Source organism: Saccharothrix sp. (genome assembly GCF_031180885.1).
In the GTDB taxonomy this organism is placed as follows: Bacteria; Actinomycetota; Actinomycetes; order Mycobacteriales; family Pseudonocardiaceae; genus Actinosynnema.
This window is the reverse complement of the sequence record NZ_JAPSLK010000013.1, coordinates 133,389-154,394: the sequence shown is the minus strand read 5'-3', so window position 1 is coordinate 154,394 and position 21,006 is coordinate 133,389. Positions and strand designations below refer to the sequence as shown.

Here is a 21,006-nt window from a genome sequence, read left to right as displayed (position 1 = left end):
GAACGCAACGCGCACGCAGCAGATTGACGGTCAGGGCCGGGGTGTGGCGCCCCGGTCCTGACGTCGTTCGGAGGGGAAGCCGCATGGTGGCTGGAAGAGGTCTGGCGGTGGCGGTGGCCGCCGTGCTCGCGTGGTCGGCCGTGGTGGCTGTGCCGGCCGTGGCCGAGCCGGTGAAGTGGCCACCCCTGCCCGTGCCCGGGCGGTCGGTGCCGGGGACGGACGCGGGGGCGGTCGCGCCGGCCGAGCTCGCGGTGACGGCCAAGGCGGTCACGGCCGCGCCGGAGGTCGCCTGGTCGCCCAAGGCCGCCGCGAAAGGCGTCGGCGTGGAGGTGCTGGACCGGGCCGCGGCCGAGGCGGCGAACATACGCGGTGTGCTGTTCCGCGCCGGACGGTCGGCCGGGCCGGTGTCGGTGGAGCTGGACTACTCGGGCTTCCGCCACGCGTTCGGCGGCGACTACGCCTCCCGCCTGCGGGTCGTGGACGTCGCCACCGGTCGGACCCTGCCCGCGCGCAACGACATCGCCGCCGGTCGCATCCAGGTCGACGTGACGGGGGCGACGGGCCGGACCAGAGGCCCGGACGGCGTCCAGATCAACGCACCGGCCCCGCTGTACGCCCTGACCTCCGGGACGACCGGCGAGGCGGGCAGCTTCGCGCCGACCTCTCTCGCGCCGTCCGCCACGTGGGCGGTGGGCCTGCAGTCCGGTGACTTCTCCTGGAACCACCCGATCCCGGTGCCGCCCGCGCCCGGACCGGCGCCGCGCATCGCCCTGTCCTACTCCTCCGGCGTGGTCGACGGCCGCACGGCGTCCACGAACAACCAGGCGTCCTGGGTGGGCGAGGGTTTCGGCTACGAGCCGGGGTTCATCGAACGCACCTACAAGCCGTGCGCCGAGGACGGCGAGCAGGGCAAGGCCGACCTGTGCTGGGACCGCAACGCCGCGCACATCGTGCTGCCGGGCGTCAGCGGCGAGCTGGTGTGGGACGCCGGGCGCGGCGTCTGGAAGGTCGCCAACGACGAGGGCTGGCGCGTCGAGCCGCGCACCGGCGCGGCCAACGGGGACAACGACGGCGAGCACTGGCTGGTCACCGGCCCGGACGGCACGCGGTACTCCTTCGGGCGCGCGGCGGGCACGGCGTGGACCGTCCCGGTCTTCGGCAACGACGACGGCGAGCCGTGCCACGGTCCGGCGTTCGACAACTCCTGGTGCCACCAGGCCTACCGCTGGACCCTCGACACCGTCACCGACACCCACGGCGACCAGGTCGCCTACCACTACGAGACCGAGACCAACCACTACGGCCGCTCCGGGGCGGGCGCCAACGCCACGCCGTACGTCCGCGCCGGCCACCTCGTCCGCATCGACTACGGGCTGCGCGAGGGCGGCGACCCGGCGGCCCGGGTGCTGTTCACCAGTGCTCCCCGCTGCATCCCCGGTTCGCCCTGCGACCCGGCGCGCCCGGCGGACTGGCCCGACACGCCGTGGGACCTCGCCTGCTCCGGCGGCAACTGCCCGGCCGCCGGACCCAGCTTCTGGGGCGCGCGGCGACTGGCGAAGATCACCACCCAGGTGCGCTCCGGCGCCGGTTACGCCGACGTGGACTCGTGGACGCTGGACCACGTCTTCCCCGGCACCGACGACCGCACCAGCCCGACGCTGTGGCTGCGCTCGATCACCCGCACCGGCCACGTCGGCGGCACCGCGACCCTGCCGGACGTCCGGTTCGACGGCGTCCTGCTGGCCAACCGGATCGGCACGGTGGACGGCCTCCAGCCGATGAACAAGTGGCGGCTCTCCCGCGTCCACAACGAGATCGGCGGCACGACGGAGGTCGAGTACTCGAACGACCGCTGCGCCGCCGGGGCGCTGCCCCGCCAGGACGCCAACGAGGAGAACTGCTTCCCGGCGTACTGGCTGCGCCAGGGCGCGTCCACGCCGGAACTGGGCTGGTTCAACAAGTACGTCGTCGCCCAGGTGTCCGAGGTGGACCGGGTGGGCGGCGCGCCGCGCAAGGTGACCGCCTACGAGTACGTGGACTCCGGGACCGCGTCCTGGCGGTACGACGCGGCCGAGCTGGTGCCCGGCCGGTTCAAGACGTGGGGCTCGTGGCGCGGCTTCCAGAAGGTGCGGGTGCGCACCGGGGACGCCGCCGGCCCGCGCACGCTCACCGAGCACCTGTTCCTGCGCGGCATGGACGGCGACCTGCTGCTCGACGGCACGCACCGCAAGGTCGAGGTGGAGGACTCGCAGCAGCGCAAGTGGCCGGACAAGCCCAACCTGGCCGGGTTCGCCCGGGAGACGGTCGTGCGCGACCCGGCCACCGGCGCGGAGATCTCCGCGGAGTTCCAGCAGCCGTGGCTGTCGGACCCGACGGCCGTGCGCGACCGGGAGGGCGGTCCGCTGGAGGCCCGCATCCTCCGGGTCGACGTGGTCCAGACGCGCACGACCTTGCCCGGTGGCGGCACCAGGCTGTCCGAGACCAGCACGAAGCACGACCAGTACGGCAACGTGACAGAGGTGCACGACCGCGGCGACGTGGCCGTGCCGGACGACGACCTATGCACCACGACGACCTACGCGCGCAACACCGACGCGTGGATCGTCAACCGCCCCAGCCGGGTGCTGACCGCGGGTGTGCCGTGCGGGACCACCGCCAACCCGGTCGACGTGGTCTCCGACGCGCGCACGTTCTACGACGGCGCCGAGTCGGTCGACGCGCCGCCCACCAAGGGCGACGTGACGCGCACCGAGGTGCTGGACGCCTGGGACGGCGCTCAGCCGGTGTACGTGACGACCTCACGGGCGGTGCACGACGCGCACGGCCGGGTGGTCGAGTCCTACGACGCCCTGGGCGCGAAGACCACGACCGCCTACCAACCGCCGACCGGCCTGGTGACGGCCACGGTGGTGACGAACCCGTTGGGGCACACCACGACCACCGAGCTGGACCCCGCGCGCGGCTCGACCGTGGCCACGGTGGACGCCAACGGCCGGCGCAGCGCCCAGTCCCACGACCCGCTCGGCCGGCTGGCCGCGGCGTGGCACACCGGGCGGCCGGTCACCGAGACCCCGACCGTCCGCCACGAGTACCTGGTCCGCTCGGACGGCCCGGCGGTGGTCACCACCCACCGGCTGGAGGGCGGCCAGTACACCACCAGCCACACCCTGTACGACGGCCTGCTGCGGCGGCGGCAGACCCAGGAGCCCTCGCCGCACGGCGGCCGGATCGTCACCGACACCCGGTACGACGCGCACGGCCGGGTGTCGAGCACCAACGCCGCCTACCACAACGCCGGCGAGCCGGGCACCGCGCTGCTGGTGGTGGCCGACGAGGACGTGCCGTCGCAGGAGGTGGTCGAGTACGACGGCGCCGGCCGCACCGCCGCCGAGGTGCTGCGGTCGCTCGGCGTCGAGAAGCACCGCACCACCTACTCCTACGAGGGTGACCGGGTGCACGAGGACCCGCCCGCCGGCGGCACGCCGACCACGCGGATCACCGACGTGCGCGGGCGGCTGGTCGAGCTGCGGCAGTACACCGGCGACGCGCCGACCGGCGAGTTCCACGCGACGACGTACGGCTACACCAAGGCGGGCAAGCGGAACTCGGTCGTCGACGCCGCCGGCAACGCGTGGCGGTTCGACTACGACCTGCGCGGCCGGCAGGTGCGCGTGGCGGACCCGGACAAGGGCGTCGCCACGATGACCTACGACGCCGAGGACCGGCTGACGAGCGTCACCGACGCCCGTGGCGTCACCCTGGCGCACACCTACGACTCGGTGGACCGGCGCACCGGGGTGTTCGAGGGGTCACCCGCCGGACGCCGGCTCACCGAGTGGACCTTCGACACCCTGCCCGGCGGTCTCGGCCTGCCCGCGGCCTCGATCCGCTACGTGGACGGCGCCGCCTACCGCTCCGACGTCCTGGGCTACAACGACCACGGCCTGCCGACCGGCAGCGCCGTGACGGTCCCCGAGCGCGAAGGGCGGCTCGCCGGCCGCTACGAGTCCACAGTGGACTACGACGCGGTCGGCCGGGTGAGCGCGACGACGCTGCCGGCCGCGGGTGGCCTGCCGGCGGAGACGCTGGTCACCGGCCGCACCGCGCTGGGCCAGGTGGCCACGGTGACCTCCGACCTCGCGCCGTACGTCGCGGACACGGGCTACTCGGCCACGGGCCAGGTGAGCCACCGCGTCCTGGGCGGGCGGGTCGTGCGGCTCTACGCCTACGACGAGGCGACCAGCCGGCTCACCGGCCTGTCGACGGTGCTGGAGAACGGGGAATCGGCGGCCGACGTGACCGTCGCCTACGACGCGGAGGGCAACGTCGTCTCCACCGCCGACGCGGTGTCCGGTGACGCCCAGTGCTTCCGCTCCGACTCGTTCCAGCGCCTGGTGGAGGCGTGGACGGCCGCGGACTGCGCGGCCGGGCCGAGCACGGCCGCGCTGGGCGGCCCCGCGCCGTACTGGCACTCCTACGGCTACGACAAGGCGGGCAACCGCACCCGCGAGGTGCGGCACGCGGCGGCCGGGGACGCGGTCCGCGAGTACGCGTACCCGGCCGCACACCGCGTCGCGAGCGTGACCGAAGGGTCGCGTGTGGACGGTTACGGCTACGACGCCGCCGGGAACACCGTGACCCGGCCGGGGCAGTCGTTGTCCTGGAACGCCGAGGGCCGGTTGGCGAGCGTGACCGCCGGGACCGCGGTGACGTCGTTCGAGTACGACGCCGACGGCAACCGGCTGATCCGGCGCGACCCGACCGGCACGACGCTCTACCTGGGCGACACCGACCTGCGGCTGGACGCGGCCACCGGCGCGCTGTCGGCGACGCGGCACTACGCCGTGGCGGGGACGCCGGTCGCGGTCCGCACCGAGGCGGGCGTGAGCTGGCTCGCCGACGACCACGCCGGGACCGCGTCGGTCGCGGTCGACGGCGACGACCTGGCCGTCACCGCCCGCCGGCAGTTCCCCTACGGCGAACCGCGCGGCGCGGTCCCGGCCTGGCCGGGGGAGCGGGGCTTCGTCGGCGGCACGGTCGACGCCTCGACCGGCCTGACCCACCTGGGCGCGCGCGAGTACGACCCGGTGCTGGGCGCGTTCCTGTCGGTCGACCCGATCCTCAACGCCGAGGACCCGCAGCAGCTCCAGGGCTACGCCTACGCGGGCAACTCGCCGGTCAGCCACACCGACGCGACGGGCCTGTCCGCCGAGCACGTGACCGAGCCCGCGCCGCCCACGTGGGACAGCGCGGTGACGGCCTTCCGGGCCGGCGGCGACACGGGCCAGGCCGGGCTCTACACCGCCCACGGCGGGGTCGACACCGCCTCGACCGCGAGCGATTCGGGCGGGTGGTCGCCGAAGGTCCCACCCGGGTACACGAACCCGCCGGGCGACACCACGCCGTCCTTCCCGGGCATCCCGACGACGCCGCCGCCCACCGGCCCGTCGCAGCCGGACAAGTCGTGGTCGGGCAAGACGCAGATCGTCCACGACGACGACGGCGGCTCGGGCGACTACATGGACAACTTCGGCGCCGGCGACATAGAGGTCCGCGACCTGTGGGAGTACGACCGCTGCAAGCCGTGGAACCCGTGCGTCAAGGACACCAAGCCCGGCATGGTGAAGGGCTACAACCCGCCCGGCCTCTACAAGGACAAGAAGAAGGGCAAGGACAAGAAGAAGGACAAGGCCAAGAAGGACAAGGACAAGAAGAAGGGCAAGTCGAAGTCCAAGGCCAAGAAGGTCAAGGCGAGCAAGAGCGGCAGCAGCAAGAAGAAGAGGAAGTGATGCGGGCCGTCCTCGTGGTCGCGGCGCTCGTCCTCGGCCTGGTGGTGGTGACGGGCGCGGCCGGTCCCGCGCCGCTGTCGGCCGAGGAGTCCGCCTCGGCGCAGGCCCGGCGGACCGGCCGGCCGGTGCCGGTGGACGCGCTGGGCGCGCCGGACGCGGAGGTGGTCGCCAACGCGGACGGCTCGTTCACCGCCACCCTGCACAACCGGCCGGTGCGGGCGCGGACCGGCGCGGGTTGGGCGCCGATCGACACGACGCTGGTGGCGCGGCCGGACGGGACCGTCGGCCCGAAGGTCTCCGCCGTGCCGGTGGCGTTCTCCGGCGGCGGGGACGTCCCGCTGGCGCGGGCGGGCGCGGCGGCCCTGGACTGGCCGGGGCCGCTGCCCGCGCCGGAACTCGCGGCCGACACCGCGACCTACCGGGACGTCCTGCCGGGCGTCGACCTCAAGCTGACCGCCACCGCCGCCGGGTTCACCGACGCGGTGGTGGTGCGGGACGCGGCGGCGGCGCGCGACCCGCGGCTGCGCGGGCTGACCCTGGGCGGACGGCCCGTGACCGGCCGCGCCGAGGCCGCGGCGCTGGACGACCCGGCCACCGCCTACCCCGTCACGCTGACCGGCCCGGAGCTCGGCGACAAGCTGCACTGGATGTTGTTGTCCCACAACACCCAGACCGGCGCGAAGGCCGCCTACTGGGACTCGACGCACATCCCCCGCGTCGGCCGCAAACCGGGCGACCCGCTGCGCTACCGGTCGTACTTCGAGATGAACACCGCCCCGGTCGCGGGCAAGCACGTCCTGGCGGCGCAGCTGAAGATCCACGAGTGGTGGTCGGACTCGTGCACGCCGTCCCCGGTCGAGCTGTGGCACATCGGCACGATCAGCCCGGCCACCACGTGGGGCGACAGCACCCCGTTCCTGCGCAAGGCCGCCGAGGTCGCCTCCGCCCACGGCTACGACCCCGTCGCCTGCAAGGACGGGCCGATCGGTTTCGACGTGCGCGACCTCGCCGTCGAGGCCGCCGCCGGCGGGTGGGCGACGACGACCATCGCGTTGAAGGCCCGGGAGGACGCGGACTCCTACGGCGCCAAGGAGTTCCTCGACCGCAAGGTGCCCGAGCTGGGCCACAAGTACGCGGTGCTGACGCTGGACATCACCTACAACACGGTGCCCGACCGCGCCTCCGACCTCGCGGTGAACGGGACCCCCTGCGGAAGCGACATCGTCGTCAACACCCCGAACCCCACGCTGTCGGCCACGATCCACGACGCCGACGTCGAGCGGGGGCACAGCCAGCCGCGCGGCGTCTTCCGCTGGTGGGAGGAGACCGGGGGCCCGCCGACCTCGGTGTCCACCGCGACGAGCACCGACACGCCACCCGGTCCCGTCAAGGTCACCGTCCCGCAAGCCTTGCGCGACGGCGTCACCTACTCCTTCGGCGTGACCGCCGTGGACCACGCGGACGCCGGCGACGACAAGCCGTGGTGCCGGTTCACCGTCGACCTCACCAAGCCCACCGCCGCGCCGACCGTGACCTCGCCCGAGTACCCGCCGCACCCCACCCCGGGCGCGCGGGTCTTCACGCCGGGCCGGTTCACCCTCGACGCCGGCGGCGACCGCGACATCGTCCGCTTCCGGTACGGCATCGGCAAGAACCCGCCGTCGCGCGGCTCCGTCGTGGAGGCCGACGCGCCCGGCGGCAAGGCCACCGTCACCTACACGCCCGACACCCCCCGGCTGATCCCGGGGCGCGCGTCGCACGCGGTCTCGGTGGTGGGCGTCGACCGCGCCGGCAACGAAGGCCCGGTGAGCACCTACCTGTTCAGCGTGGCCCCCGTGCCGTCGAACACCGCCTACGCGTGGTGGAAGGCGGACTCGGTCACCACCGGCGCGTTGCAGGACAGTTCGACTTCGGCGTACCACGCCGCCATCTCGGGGCCGGTGACCTCCACCCGTGACCGGCTCGGCGGGAGCACCGGCGCGGTGCGCCTCGACGGCGTCACCTCCCACGCGGCGACCACGACGCCCGTCGCACCGAAGACCGCCGCAGGGACGTTCGGCAGCTTCACCGCGATGGCGTGGGTGAAACTGGACAAGGCGGAGGACTGGGCGACGGCGGTCAGCCAGGACGGCCCGATCCACAGCGGGTTCGCGTTGAAGTACGACCACTCCCCGCGGTCCTGGCAGTTCTCCATGCCGGGTGCCGACGGGCGCGCCTCGGAGGCGAATTCGCTGGCCATGCCGCAGGTCGGCGTCTGGACGCACCTGGCGGGTGTGCACGACGCCGCCGCGGGCAAGCTGCGCCTGTACGTCAACGGGCGGTTGGCGGGGGAGGCCGACCACACCAGCACCTGGTACGCGGGCGGCCCCACGGCCGTGGGCCGGGCGAAGCACAACGGGGTGTTCGACGAGTTCTGGCCCGGTGACCTCGACGACGTCCAGGTGTACCCGTGGGCCGCTGCCGAGGTCGAGGTGCGCAGCCGGATGGGCACCGCACCGGCGTTCGGCCCGAACGGGAAGTGGGAGCTGAACGAGGGCACCGGCCGCACGAGCGCGGACGTGTCCACCAACGGTGGGAACACCCTGGCCCTGGAGAACGGCGCGTCCTGGGCCACCGGCCGCACCGGCACGGGCGGCGCGCTGCGCTTCGACGGCCAGGACGGGCACGCCCACACCGCCGGACCGGTCGCGCCGAAGACCGCCGACAACACCCTGGGCAGCTTCACCGTCACGGCCTGGGTGAAGCTGGACGAGCTGACCGACCGCGCGACGGCGGTCAGCCAGGACGGGCAGCGGGACAGCGGTTTCGCGCTGGGCTACTCGCCCGACCCGCGCGGCTGGAGCTTCGGCATGAACGCCGCCGACGCCGACGGCGGCACCGACGACGACCGGCTGATCGCCGACGCCACCCCGCAGACCGGCGTGTGGACGCACCTGGCGGCGGTGTACGACCACGGCGCGGGCACGATCACGTTGTACGTCAACGCGAAGCCCGTGAAGTCGGTGGCGCGCCGCAGCACCTGGTACCCGACCGGCGCGCTCCAGGTCGGGCGGGGCAAGAACGACGGCCGGCTCACCGACCACTGGCCGGGCGAGGTCGACGAGGTCGAGCTGACGCCCACCGCCATGTCGGCAGCCCAGGTCGACGCCGCGATGGCGGGGCCGTCGTTCGACGAGGGCGGGCGCTGGGCGCTCAACGACAACACCACCGACGCCACCGGCCACGGCCACACCCTCGCCCTGTGGCACGGCGCGTCGTGGACGAGCAGCCGGCCCGACAGCAGCGGCCGGTTCGACAGCGGCCTGCGCCTGGACGGGGCCCAGGGCCACGCCTACACGGCCGGACCGGTGGTGCGCCCGGACGCCGGGTTCACCGTGGCGGCGTGGGTGAAGCTGGACGCGGTGGACCGGTCGCAAACGGTCGTCGGCCAGGACGGCACCCGCGTCAGCGGGTTCCGGCTGCACTACGACAAGGCCTCCAACGCCTGGGCGTTCACCGTCGCCGGCGACACGCGGGACGGCGGGACCGTGCCGGACGGGGTGGTGCGCGGCACGACCACGCCACGCGCCGGCGACTGGACCCACCTCGCGGGCGTCTACGACCAGACCGCGCGCGTGCTGCGGCTGTTCGTCAACGGCCGCCTCCAGGCGACGACGCCGTACACGTCCGTGGCGAGGGCCGATCTCGGCGTGTCCATCGGACGTGCCCGCAACAACGGCGACTGGGCGGACTTCCTGGCCGGCGTGGTGGACGAGGTGGAGTTGCGGCCGGCGGCCCTGACCGCGGAGGGCGTCTTCCGGATCAGCGGGCTCCCGGTGCCGTCGGCCACGGAGAGCCAGCCGACCAGGATCGAGGACGTGGCGACCGCCGAAAGCGCGGTCGTGGTCAACGGGCTGACGCCGGACATGACGAGCACGCTGGAGGTCCACGTCGAGATCACCCACACCTACCGGGGGGACCTGGTGCTGCGACTGGTCGCACCGGACGCCACCGAGTACCTGCTGGAGGACCTCACCGGCGGCGGCGACGTGGACGACCTGACGAAGACCTACCGGCTCAACGCGTCCGGCGAACTGGTCAACGGCACGTGGAAGCTGCGCGTGGAGGACCGGGTCCTCGGCGACACCGGCACGATCGTGAAGTGGTCGATCTCCGCGCCCGTGACCGACCAGCCCGTGACCGCCGCGCCGTGGCCGAGGATCGTCGGGTCGGGCTTCACGGTGGGCAACAACACCACCACCGAGCGGTCGGTCACCGTCGCGGGCATCCCGGGCAACGCGCCCACGAACCTGACCGTGACGATCGACAAGACGTGGAGCTGGGCCAGTGACCTCAAGGTGACCCTGGTGTCGCCGGACAACCGCGAACTGCTGCTGCACGACCCGGCGGTCCCACGACCGCCCGAGTCCGACTCCTGCGGACGGCCGACCGACACCTACGACATCAAGAGGACCTACGTGGTCAACGCGGCCACCATGCCCGCCAACGGCGTGTGGAAGCTGCGGTTCAAGCACACCAGCTCCAGCGGCGCGCCCACGGTCACCGCGTGGTCGTTGTCCGCGCCGATCAACCTCGTGGCGTCGGGCACCGCGCCGAACACCAAGTTCGCCAACCCCGCCGACGTCACCATCGACGGCTACCACACCTCCAGCTACGCGCACGCGTGCGGCGTGCCCGGCACGGCGGCCCAGGACGTGCGGGTCAACGTGGACGTCCGGCACCCCGACCGGGGTGACCTCAGGCTCGAACTGCACGCCCCGGACGGCGTCGCGACCTACCTGCTGGAGGACTTCCCGGACGACGACAGCGGTGACAACGTGCGCAAGACCTACACCGTGCCGGGGGTGGCTCAGCTACCCAACGGGGACTGGGCGCTGCGGGTCGTCGACTGGAGCGGCGAGTACGTGGGTGTGATCAACGAGTGGAGCGTCCAGGTCCTGCCCGCCGCGCACGCGTCGCCGGAGCCCACGTGGAAGGCGGAGAGCACCACCGACGTGCCGATCGTGGACGACGGCTGGACCACCTCGCCGATCACCGTCGACAAGCTGGCCGGCATGGCGCCGAAGGTCTGGAAGGTCACCGTCGACATCAAGCACACCCACCGCGGCGACCTCGCCCTGTACCTGGAAGCGCCGGACGGCACCGGCTACCTGCTGGAGGACCTGACCGCCACGGGCGACGTCGACGACCTGGCCAAGACCTACACGGTCAACGCCTCCTCCGAGATCGCCAACGGGGTGTGGAAGCTCAAGGTGCTCGACGCGGTGTGGGGCGATGTGGGGCACATCGACTCGTGGAGCCTGTCCGTGCCCGACTTCCGGCCGGTCCGCACCGACCTGCGAGCGCCGATCGCGGACCTGGGCACGGCGACCAGCCCGCTCGTGGTGGCCAACACCCCGGGCAACGCCCCGAACGGCATGCTGGTCCACGCGGCGATCACGCACGCCAAGCCGGAGCAGCTGGTCGTCACGCTGCTGGCCCCCGACGGAACCGAGTACGTGCTGCACAACCGCAAACCCGTGCTGCCACCGGTGTTCGCGGTGGACGCGACGACGAAACCGCTCAACGGCACGTGGACCCTGCGCGCCCAGGACGCGGCGGCCGGCGAAGCGGGCGTGCTGGAGTTGTGGGGTCTGGTGCTGGCGCCCGCGGTCGCCTGGCCGGAGCGGAAGGGGTCGGCGTTCAAGGTGGACGGGCCGACGTCCCCGGCGACCGGCACGTCCTCGGTGCGGGTCGGCGGGATCGCCGGGAACGCCCCGGCCGACCTGCGGGTGACCGTGGAGACCTCGTACCACTGGGCGAGCGAGCTGAAGATCGCCCTGGTCGCGCCGGACGGCACCGCGTACACGCTGTTCGACCGCGGGGCCGCGCTGCCGCGCACCTTCACCGTGAACGTGTCGGGTGAGGTGGCGAACGGGCTGTGGACGCTGTCGGTGCAGCGGAACAGCGGCAGCGGCACCGTGGACATCACGTCGTGGGGCCTGTGGTCGCCGGTCAACCAGCAGGCCACCCCGCCTGGACCGGTCACCAAGTTCGCCAACGGGACCGACCGGGCGCTGCCCGACGACGGGTGGTCCTCGGGGTACAGCGCGGCGTGGGTGTCCGGCGTCCCCGGCACGGCCGCGAAGGACCTGCGGGTCGTGGTGGACGTCAAGCACCCCAACCGGGGCGACCTGAAGCTGGAGCTGCGCGCACCCGACGGCGCGGCGACCTACCCGCTGGAGGACGTGCCGGACGGGGACACCGGCGACGACCTGTTCAAGACCTACACCGTGCGCGGCGTCGCGCAGGTGGTCAACGGGAGCTGGGAGCTGGTCGTCACGGACACCGCGCAGGGCAACACCGGCACGATCGACGGCTGGAGCGTCCAGCTTCTGCCGACCCCGCAGGCCGCGCTGCCCGCCGGGTGGAGGGTGGAGAACGGCACGGACGTGGCGATCCTCGACTACGGCGTGGTGGAGTCGTCGATCACCGTGTCCGGCCTGGGCGGGATGGCCCCGAAGGACTGGGCGGTGTCGGTGGCGATCCGGCACACCTACGCCGGGGACCTGACGCTGCACCTCGTCGCGCCGGACGGGACGGCCTACCTGCTGGAGGAGTTCGCCGGCGACCTGGACGACGTGGCCAAGACCTACGTGTTCAACGGGTCGGCGGAGCTGGCCGACGGCGTGTGGAAGCTGCGCGTCCGCGACCGGGTGTGGGGCGACGTCGGGCACGTCGACTCGTGGAGCCTCGCCGCCTCGCCCGCCGGGACGACCGCGCCGCCCGTCGCGTGGCCGGAGCGCAAGGGCTCGGCGTTCAAGGTCGACGGGACCACGTCCGGCGTGCGGGGCACGTCGTCGGTGCGGGTGGCGGGCGTCCCGGACACGGCGCCCGCGGACCTGCGGCTGACGCTGGCCACCTCGTACTACTGGGTGAGCGAGCTGAAGATCGCCCTGACCGCGCCGGACGGCACCTCGTACGTGGTGTTCGACCACGGGTCGAAGCTGCCCGGCACCTTCACCCTCAACGTGTCGGCGGAGGTCGCCAACGGGCTGTGGACGCTGTCGGTGCAGCGGGACAGCAGCAGCGGAACCGTCGACATCACGTCGTGGAGCCTGTGGTCGCCGGTCAACCAGCAGGCCACCCCGCCCGGCCCGGTCACCAAGTTCGCCAACGGCGCGGACGTGGCGATCCCCGACGACGGCTGGTCCACCGCGGAGAGCGCCGTCCAGGTGACCGGCCTGCCCGGCAACGCGCCGACCGCCCTGCGGGTCTCGGTGGACCTCAAGCACCCCAACCGCGGCGACCTGGCGCTGCACCTGGTCGCGCCGGACGGGACCGCGTACCTGCTGGAGGACTTCCCCAACGCCGACACCGGCGACAACGTCTTCCGGTCCTACGTCGTCAACGGGTCGGCGGAGACGGCGGGCGGGTCGTGGCGGCTGCGCGTGGCGGACTTCGCGACGGGCAACACCGGCACGATCGACGGCTGGAGCCTGCACTTCGCGGGGATCGTCCTGGTCCCACCGGGCAGCCGGTTCGAGAACGCGGCGGACGTGCCGGTCCCCGACAACGGCGTCGCCGAGTCCACGGTGTCGATCGCGGGCGTCACCGGCCCTGCGCCGGCCGGGCTGAAGGTGGACGTGGTCGTCCGGCACGCGCAACGCGGTGACCTCGTGCTGTCGCTGATAGCGCCGGACGGGACCGGTTACCCGTTGGAGGACCTGACCGGCAGCGGCAACGGGGACGACGTCGTGACCCAGTACGCCGTGAACGCCTCCGCCGAACTGGCCAACGGGACCTGGCGGTTGCGCGTGGCGGACACCGCCGCCGGGGACGTCGGGGTGATCGACTCGTGGAGTCTGACGTTCCCCGCGCCGACCAAGTACCACACCACTGCGGACGTGGCGATCCCCGACGACGGCTCGGCCGCGACGAGCATCGTGCCCGTGACGCGGATCGGCCCCGCACCGGTCGACCTCCGCGTGGTCGTGGACGTCAAGCACCCGAACCGGGGTGACCTCGTGCTGGAGCTGCTCGCGCCGGACGGGAGTGCGTTCCTGTTGGAGGACGTGCCGGACGGCGACACCGGTGACGACGTGCGGAAGACGTACTGGGTGGACGCGTCGGCCGAGCAGGCGGCCGGGGGGTGGGCGTTGCGGGTCAGGGACACCGTGCGGGGCGGGAGCGGGGTGATCGATGCGTGGAGCCTCCAGTTCGGGGCGGAGTAGTGCTGCCGAACGGGTTAAAGGCGTTGTGGCACATCGGAAAACGCCGGTGGTCGGCTACGATCCTCGGCGTGGACGAGGGGGAGCCGCAGCCGTCGCTCGCCGCGAGCCCGGCCGAGTTCGTCGCGCAGTTGGAGCGGCTGAAGGCCAGGTCCGGCCTCACCTACCGGGAGTTGGAGGAGCGGTCGGCCGCCCGCGGCGAGTTCCTGCGCCGCAGCACCGTGGCCGACGCCCTGCGCCGCCCGACCCTGCCCCGGCCCGAGTTCGTGGCCGCGTTCGTGCGGGCGTGCGGCGCGGAGGCGGACGTGGCGGAGTGGCTGGCCGCACTGGCCCGGCTCAGCGATCCGGCGGCACCCGTCCCCACACCACCGCCGGATCCGACCGCCGGTGATGCCGTCGTGGCACCGCCGGTGGCGGTCGCGTCGGATCGGTCCGGCGGTGATGCCGTCGTGGCACCGGCCGACGCGGCGGCGAGCCCGACCGACCGCCGACGGTCACCGGTCGTCCTGTCGGCCGCGGCGGCGGTGATCATCGCCGTGGTCGTGGCCCTGTGGCTGCACGCCCAACCCGACCGCCCGGCACTCGACACCTCCGCCACCTCCGCGGAACCGACCGGCCAACTGGCGCCGTCCCTGGCCGGCTGGGCCCGCATCCACCCCGTCCGCACCCCGGACCTCTGCGTCACCGAGGGCTACGACCGAACCGGCCGCTACCACAGCCATGTCGCGGTGCAACGGCCGTGCGAGGAGGCCGAGCCGCCCCGAACCCTGCTGGAACGCGTCCGCGGCGACCTGTACCAGGTGAAGTGGGACCACCCCGGCCACGGCATCGGCTGCCTGACCGTCATCGTCGGCGGCGTGGGCGCGAACCTCCTGGAACCGTGGACGGACTGCCAGGGCGGTCGGCCGATCCAGCTCTTCCGCGTCGAACCCACGACCTCCGACCGCTACCGCCTGCGACCCGCGGAAACCCAACTGTGCCTGGGCATCCGCGACGACGTCGAGGCACCGGGCGCGGAAGTCGTGCAGGAGACGTGCACCGGGGCGGCCGACCAGGAGTTCGTCATCGAGCCACGCGCAGGCCGATGACCCGCGATCCGTCTTGGTGTCACTCGACGCGCGAGGCGTAGAAGTAGTAGCCGTCCTGCCAGGGGTAGCCCATGTCGCGATAGGTGCAACCGGTCGTCAGGTGGCCGGCCGACTGGAAACCCTGTTCGGAGATCTCGCACTCCTCGTACGTCGGGTACGGCCCGATCGGAGCCCACTCCTCGGCCGCCGCCACACCGGCGCCGGCCGCCGCCACACCGGCGCCGGCCGTCGCCAAGGCCGCGGAAATCCCCAGGACGCCCAGAATTCGTCGCATGCGAGTAGCACACCTCGCGGGGAGTGGGGCCACAATCCACTGTTGTGTGCATCCGCCCGGCGAACGGGCGCGAGCCGGCCGGCGGCACCACCGCTGTTCGCGGGCGGGAGACGAGCCCGCCGCCGGGAAGTGGGCGGGCGGTCAAGCGCGGCGGGCGTTCTCGACGATCGCGTCGATGATCAAGGAGTTTGCCGGCCTCGCCGCGATCCTGGACGCCCCCACGGCCGGTCGCGTACGGTCACGAGTCGATCGAACCGGTTCGACCCGTGATCTGGGAGCGCTCCCAGAACGAACAACGGGCCCTTCAACGACGAAGGAGGACCATGACCCTGCAAACACGACCACACCGGTGGTGGGCGCCGGTCGCCGCCTTGGCACTGGTCTTCGCCGGTGTCGGCGCGGCCGACGCCCGGCCCGGCCCCACCGAGACCGGCACGCTCGCCGCGTCCCCCGGCTGCGGCAAGAGCCCGACCCTGACCAGCGGCACGCACACGATCCAGAGCAGCGGCCAGAACCGCTCCTTCATCCTGCGGATCCCCGCCAACTACGACAACACCCGCCAGTACCGGTTGATCTTCGGGTTCCACTGGTACGGCGGCACCGCCAACGACGTCGACTCGGGCGGGTCCGACGGCTACAACTGGTCGTACTACGGCCTGCGGCGACTGGCGGACGCCGCGAACAACGGCACGATCTTCGTGGCCCCCCAGGGCAACGGCAACGGCTGGGCCAACCCCGGCGGCCAGGACGTGACCTTCGTCGACGACATGATCCGGCGGATCGAGAACGACCTGTGCGTCGACACGGCACAGCGCTTCGCACTGGGCTTCAGCTACGGCGGCGCGATGAGCTACGCACTCGCGTGTGCCCGGCCCACCACCTTCCGCGCGGTCGCGGTCTACTCCGGCGCGGGCATCAGCGGGTGCAACGGCGGCACGCAGCCCGTCGCGTACATGGGGATCCACGGCATCAGCGACAACATCGGCGGCGGCCGGGCACTTCGGGACACGTTCGTCCGCAACAACGGCTGCACCCCGCAGAACGCGCCCGAACCCGCGGCGGGCAGCCGCACCCACATCACCACCACCTATTCCGGGTGCCGCACCGGGTATCCCGTGGTGTGGGCCGCCTTCGACGGGGGACACACCCCCGGCCCCATCGACGGCGGTGGCGAGGGCTGGCGGAGTTGGACCTCGCCCGAGGTGTGGCGGTTCTTCACCGGGGAGACGACACCCGCGCCGGCGTCGTTCCGGCTGCGCGGCGAGTCCTCGGGCCGGTGCCTGGACGTCAACGGCGCCGGCTCGGCCAACGGCACCCAGATGATCGTCTGGGACTGCCACACCGGCGCCAACCAGCAGTTCACCCAGAACAACAAGGCCCTGCAGGTGCTGGGCAAGTGCCTGGAGGCGCCCGTCAACGCGACCCCCGGCACCCGCACCCGCATCTGGGACTGCAACGGCGGCGCCAACCAGCAGTGGAACGTCAACGACAACGGCACCGTCACCAGTGTCCAAACCGGACTGTGCCTGAGCGTCAACGGGACCGCCAACAGCTCCGCCGTCACCGTGGCGACCTGCAACAACACCGCCGGCCAACGCTGGTCCAAGGCCTGACCGGACCGGACGGGGACAGCCGCCACCGCCGCGCGGCCGTCCCACCGCCTGGTTGACAGGGTCGTCCCGGTCACGAGCACTGTGCGCGCCCAGGAATGTTATCGCTAACATCATGGAGGGCCGTACGCGCCGACCTCTACTCGCAGTTCTACGGCAACGACGTCAACTTCCACACCTGGGGCTCCGGCGTGGTGCGGATGTCGGGCGTGTACGGGCGATGGCACGCACAACCGGTTCTTCCTGCCGGGCAACGAGAACACCGTCTACATCAACATGCACCGGGCACGCTCGCGGTCACCGGCGGTTCCCTCGCCGCGAGCGCCGCCGTCGACCTGCCGGCGCCGGGCACGACGCTGGACCTCGCCGGCGACCAGACGGTGAACAACCTCTCCGGCGTCGAGGGCAGCACGGTGGCCGCCGGCGGGGCACTCACCGCCGCGGGCACGCTCGAACCGGGCCGAGAGCCCGGCGTGATCATCGACAACCGGGGAACCGCCCCGGTGGGCGGCACTTTCGACGGCCTGCCGGAGGGAGCGGCGGTGGGCGGGCTCCGGCTCACCTACCACGGCGGCGACGGCAACGACGTCGTGCTGACGAGCGGTTCCGACCCGACCGACCCGACGCCACCGCGCCGCAGGCAGCGTCGACTTCGGACCGTGGTGGTGGGTCTCGGCGGTGGGCGCTCTCGTGCTGCTGATCGCACTCGGGTTCCTGGTGCGCCGCCGGTCGCGGAACCGGACCTGAATCCGGCCGTGGGGTCGACTGCGACAGTCGGGATGCGGCAGGTCAGCGTGCGCCGCGGGTGCTCAGCTGCCGGTAGTGGTCGATCTTCGCGTCCAGTGCCGACAGGCAGTCGGAGAGTTCGTCGATCCGCCGCCGGACGGCGTCCCGGTGCCGTTCCAGCAGCTCCAGGCGTTCCGGCGCGGTCACGTCACCCCGCCTGCGCAGGTCGGCGAAGCGCCGCATGTCGCGGATCGCCATGCCGGTGGTGCGCAGGCGGGTGAGGAAGGCCAGCCAGGCCAGGTCGGTGGCGCGGAAGCGGCGGTGGCCGCCCGGGCCGCGGCCGACCGGGTCCAGCAGGCCGATCCGCTCGTAGTAGCGCAACGTGTGCGCGGTCAGGCCGGTGACCTCGACGGTTTCCGCGATCGACAGCACGCTCGGGTCGTCCATGCGGCCGACGGTAGGAGTTGGAGCGCGCTCGAAGTCAACCCCGCTGCTCCTCGAACACGCCCCTGGCCACGGTCACCGCGTTCAGGACGCGGGGAAAGCCGGCGTAGGGCACGACGTGGATCAGCGCCTCGACCACCTGGCCCCGGCTCAGCCCGACGCGCAGCGCGGCACCCAGGTGCACCCGCAGCTGGGGCGCGGTGTCGCCGGACGCGGTCAGCGCGCCGATGGTCACCAGTTGCCGCTGCGGCAAGGTCAGCCACGGCCGGTGGTACACGTCGCCGAACGCGAACTCGACCACGTAGCGACCGAGGTCGGGTGCGATGTCCCGCAACGACTCGATCACGTCCAGCCCGTGCTGCCCGTCGACCTCCACCAGCTTCCGCACGCCGCGTTCGTAGCGGTCCTGCTCGTCGGTCTGCACCGGCGGCTGGAACGCGATCCCCCGGTCGGCGAACACCTGCCGGGCGACGGTCACCGCGTTGAGCGCCCTGGGGAAGCCCGCGAACGGCACGACGTGGATCAGCGCCTCCACGACCTCGACCGGGCTGAGCCCGACGTGGAGCGCCGCGTCGAGGTGGAAGCGCAGCTGCGGCGCGGTGTCGCCCTGCGCGGCCAGGGCGCCGATGGTCACCAGCTGCCGTTGCTTCAGGTCCAGTCCCGGCCGGGCGTAGACGTCGCCGTAGGCGAACTCGACGATGTAGCGGCCGAGGTCCGGGGCGATGTCCGACAGCGACTCGACCACCTCGGCGCCGCGGTCGCCGGAGACCTGGCGAAGGACGGCCATACCCCTGGCGTACCGACCCGACGCCGCCGATGCCGACGCCGGTGCTGCCGCCGCAGCCGGTGCCGTCGACACCCCGACGGCACCGATCAGCGCACCCGCGGCCAGCAGTGAACGTCGGTTGACGGCGGTCTCGCGTTCTGACTTGGTCATGCCGGCGACGCTAGGTCTTCGCGCGCGCTCGAAGTCAAACCCTCCTTCCTGTAGTGATCACTCCAATTGGAATGATCACTACGGTAAGCTGCGGCCGAGGCACGGGAGACCGCGGAGGCAGCGATGACGGCTCGGATCGACGTCCACCAGCACCTGGTGCCCCCGCCCTACCGCGCCGCGCTGCGGGCGGCGGGGATCACCGAGGTCGGCGGGCGGGCGGTGCCGGACTGGAGCCCCGAGGCCGCCCTGGCGCTGATGGACGAGGTCGGCATCGCCACCGCCGTGCTGTCGGTCTCCGCGCCGGGCACCACGTTCCTCGACGACCCCGCCGCGGCGGCGCGGTTGGCCCGCGAGGTCAACGAGCAGGGCGCGGAGCTGGTGCGGCGGCACCCGGACCGGTTCGGCCACTTCGCCACCGTGCCGATGCCCGACGTGGCCGCCGCCACCGCCGAGGTGGTGCACGCGTTGGACGTCCTGCACGCGGACGGTGTCGTGCTGCCGGCCAACGCCCGCGGCACCTACCTGGGGCAGGACGGGCAGGACCGGCTGTTCGCCGCGCTGCACGAGCGGGAGGCGGTGGTGTTCGTGCACCCGGCCGCCGAACTGCCCGGCCCCACCGTGCCCGGCGTCGCGCCGTTCGCCGCGGATTTCCTGCTGGACACCACCCGCGCCGCTTACCTGTTGGTGCGCAACGGGATCGTGCGCCGCTACCCGGGCATCCGTTTCGTACTGGCCCACGCCGGCGGCTTCGTGCCGTGGGCCGCGCATCGCATGGCCATGGGCTTGGGTGCCGAGGGGATGAGCATCCGGGACACCCTCACCGACCTGCGCACGTTCTACTTCGACACGGCGATGTCGGCCAGCCCCACCGCACTGCCCGCGCTGCTCGCGTTCGCCCGGCCGGAGCGCGTCCTGTTCGGCAGCGACTGGCCGTTCGCGCCGGATGTGGCCGTGCACTACTTCGCCGCGGGCTTGGCGGAGCACTTGGCGCACACGCCGTTCGGGGCCACCATCGCCGCCGCGATCGACCACGGCAACGCCGCCGCCCTGTTCCCCCGTCTGGCCCGGCAGACCGTGCCCGCCACCCCGCCTCGCTCGGCTCTGCGGGGTGCGCTCAAGAGCCGCGCCGTGCGCGCGTTGTTCAAGATCGCCGACCCGGCCCGCCGTTGACGCGGTTCCCGGCTGTTTCAGGCGTCGGCGTGGTCGCGCAGGCGGTCGACGGTGTCGATCAGGGCGTGGGCGTGCAGTTCGAACAGGCCGGGGAGGTCGACGTCGTCGCCGCCGATCTCGTGGGCGATGAACAGCCCGTCGGCGGCCGCCAGCGCGTAGTGCGACACGCGCCGGACCGCCGCCGGGTCGAGGTCGGGCGCGAGTTCGGCGATGGCGGCCGACAGCCGGTCCTGCGCCACCTTGCGCACCTGGAGGAACATCGTGCGCGCGGTGGGTTCCTCGGGACGGCGTTCCAGCGCCAGCATCAGGCCCAGGCGCAGGAAGTCCGGCGAGTCCGACAACGACTTCGCGACCCGCGCGGCCATGCCCAGCGCCCGCCGCCGCGCCCGCACGGCGGGGTCCGCCGCGTCGTCGGCGTCGGGCAGGGTCATGGCGTCCAGCCACGCGCCGAAGCTGCGCTCGATCACCGCGGCGATCAGCTCGTCCTTGTCCTTGAAGTGCCAGTAGATCGAACTGGCCGGCAGCCCGCACCGCGCGCTGACCAGGTTGATCGTGGTGCCCTCGTACCCGCGCTCGCCGGCGACCTCGACCGCGGCGTCCAGGATCCGCCGGCGCGACTCCTCCCCGTTGGCCCGCCGCTTCCGCGCACCCCGCTCACCGACCACCCGACCCACCTCCTCCGTCGCCGGCGACCAGGTTACGACCTCGCCCGGCCCCTCGATTCCCTCCACAAGTGCACGACCCCGGCTCCGCCGGTG

9 protein-coding genes are annotated in these 21,006 nt (G+C 73.0%); 5 read left to right on the top strand and 4 right to left on the bottom strand.

The window, feature by feature from the left end; genetic code table 11:
• The first annotated feature begins 83 nt into the window (after positions 1–83).
• The 3 genes from RIN75_RS18315 to RIN75_RS18305 all read left to right on the top strand — a co-directional run bounded on the left by RIN75_RS18315 (position 84) and on the right by RIN75_RS18305 (position 15,087).
• Positions 84–5,789, top strand: coding sequence for an RHS repeat-associated core domain-containing protein (locus RIN75_RS18315; protein WP_309113161.1), 5,706 nt, complete (start codon positions 84–86; stop codon positions 5,787–5,789).
• Positions 5,789–14,002 carry a proprotein convertase P-domain-containing protein gene (locus RIN75_RS18310; protein ID WP_309113160.1) on the top strand — a complete coding sequence of 2,738 codons (8,214 nt, stop codon included), beginning with the start codon at positions 5,789–5,791 and terminating at the stop codon, positions 14,000–14,002. Before RIN75_RS18315 ends, RIN75_RS18310 begins: the two co-directional genes overlap by 1 nt.
• Positions 14,003–14,070: 68 nt before the next feature.
• On the top strand, positions 14,071–15,087 hold the full coding sequence (locus RIN75_RS18305; protein WP_309113159.1) for an RICIN domain-containing protein: 1,017 nt from the start codon (positions 14,071–14,073) through the stop codon (positions 15,085–15,087).
• Between the two features lie 19 nt (positions 15,088–15,106).
• On the opposite strand, the gene RIN75_RS18300 is transcribed toward RIN75_RS18305, so the two are convergent.
• Entirely contained in the window at positions 15,107–15,361 is a 255-nt protein-coding gene (locus RIN75_RS18300) for a hypothetical protein (protein ID WP_309113158.1), read from the bottom strand.
• A 323-nt stretch (positions 15,362–15,684) separates the two neighbouring features.
• Here RIN75_RS18300 and RIN75_RS18295 point away from each other — a divergent pair, with 323 nt between their 5' ends.
• Positions 15,685–16,974 carry a ricin-type beta-trefoil lectin domain protein gene (locus RIN75_RS18295; protein ID WP_309113157.1) on the top strand — a complete coding sequence of 430 codons (1,290 nt, stop codon included), beginning with the start codon at positions 15,685–15,687 and terminating at the stop codon, positions 16,972–16,974.
• Between the two features lie 786 nt (positions 16,975–17,760).
• Here RIN75_RS18295 and RIN75_RS18290 read toward each other — a convergent pair.
• Together RIN75_RS18290 and RIN75_RS18285 are read right to left on the bottom strand one after the other, a co-directional pair.
• On the bottom strand, positions 17,761–18,144 hold the full coding sequence (locus RIN75_RS18290; protein ID WP_309113156.1) for a MerR family transcriptional regulator: 384 nt from the start codon (positions 18,142–18,144) through the stop codon (positions 17,761–17,763).
• Between the two features lie 34 nt (positions 18,145–18,178).
• Complete coding sequence (locus RIN75_RS18285; RefSeq protein WP_309113155.1) at positions 18,179–19,078, bottom strand: carboxymuconolactone decarboxylase family protein; 900 nt, start codon at positions 19,076–19,078, stop codon at positions 18,179–18,181.
• A gap of 123 nt (positions 19,079–19,201) precedes the next feature.
• On the opposite strand from RIN75_RS18285, the gene RIN75_RS18280 reads away from it, so the two are divergent.
• Positions 19,202–20,248 carry an amidohydrolase family protein gene (locus tag RIN75_RS18280; RefSeq protein WP_309113154.1) on the top strand — a complete coding sequence of 349 codons (1,047 nt, stop codon included), beginning with the start codon at positions 19,202–19,204 and terminating at the stop codon, positions 20,246–20,248.
• A 17-nt stretch (positions 20,249–20,265) separates the two neighbouring features.
• Here the strand turns inward: RIN75_RS18280 and RIN75_RS18275 are convergent, their stop codons facing one another.
• Positions 20,266–20,913 carry a helix-turn-helix domain-containing protein gene (locus tag RIN75_RS18275; protein WP_309113153.1) on the bottom strand — a complete coding sequence of 216 codons (648 nt, stop codon included), beginning with the start codon at positions 20,911–20,913 and terminating at the stop codon, positions 20,266–20,268.
• Between the last annotated feature and the right edge of the window lie 93 nt (positions 20,914–21,006).

What these genes read in the sequence shown, in the direction of transcription:
- RIN75_RS18315 (WP_309113161.1), top strand. Translation starts at nt 84, where the DNA reads ATGGTGGCTGGAAGAGGTCTGGCGGTGGCGGTGGCCGCCGTGCTCGCG.
- RIN75_RS18310 (WP_309113160.1), top strand. Translation starts at nt 5,789, where the DNA reads ATGCGGGCCGTCCTCGTGGTCGCGGCGCTCGTCCTCGGCCTGGTGGTG.
- RIN75_RS18300 (WP_309113158.1), bottom strand. Translation starts at nt 15,361, where the DNA reads ATGCGACGAATTCTGGGCGTCCTGGGGATTTCCGCGGCCTTGGCGACG.
- RIN75_RS18295 (WP_309113157.1), top strand. Translation starts at nt 15,685, where the DNA reads ATGACCCTGCAAACACGACCACACCGGTGGTGGGCGCCGGTCGCCGCC.
- RIN75_RS18290 (WP_309113156.1), bottom strand. Translation starts at nt 18,144, where the DNA reads ATGGACGACCCGAGCGTGCTGTCGATCGCGGAAACCGTCGAGGTCACC.
- RIN75_RS18285 (WP_309113155.1), bottom strand. Translation starts at nt 19,078, where the DNA reads ATGACCAAGTCAGAACGCGAGACCGCCGTCAACCGACGTTCACTGCTG.
- RIN75_RS18280 (WP_309113154.1), top strand. Translation starts at nt 19,202, where the DNA reads ATGACGGCTCGGATCGACGTCCACCAGCACCTGGTGCCCCCGCCCTAC.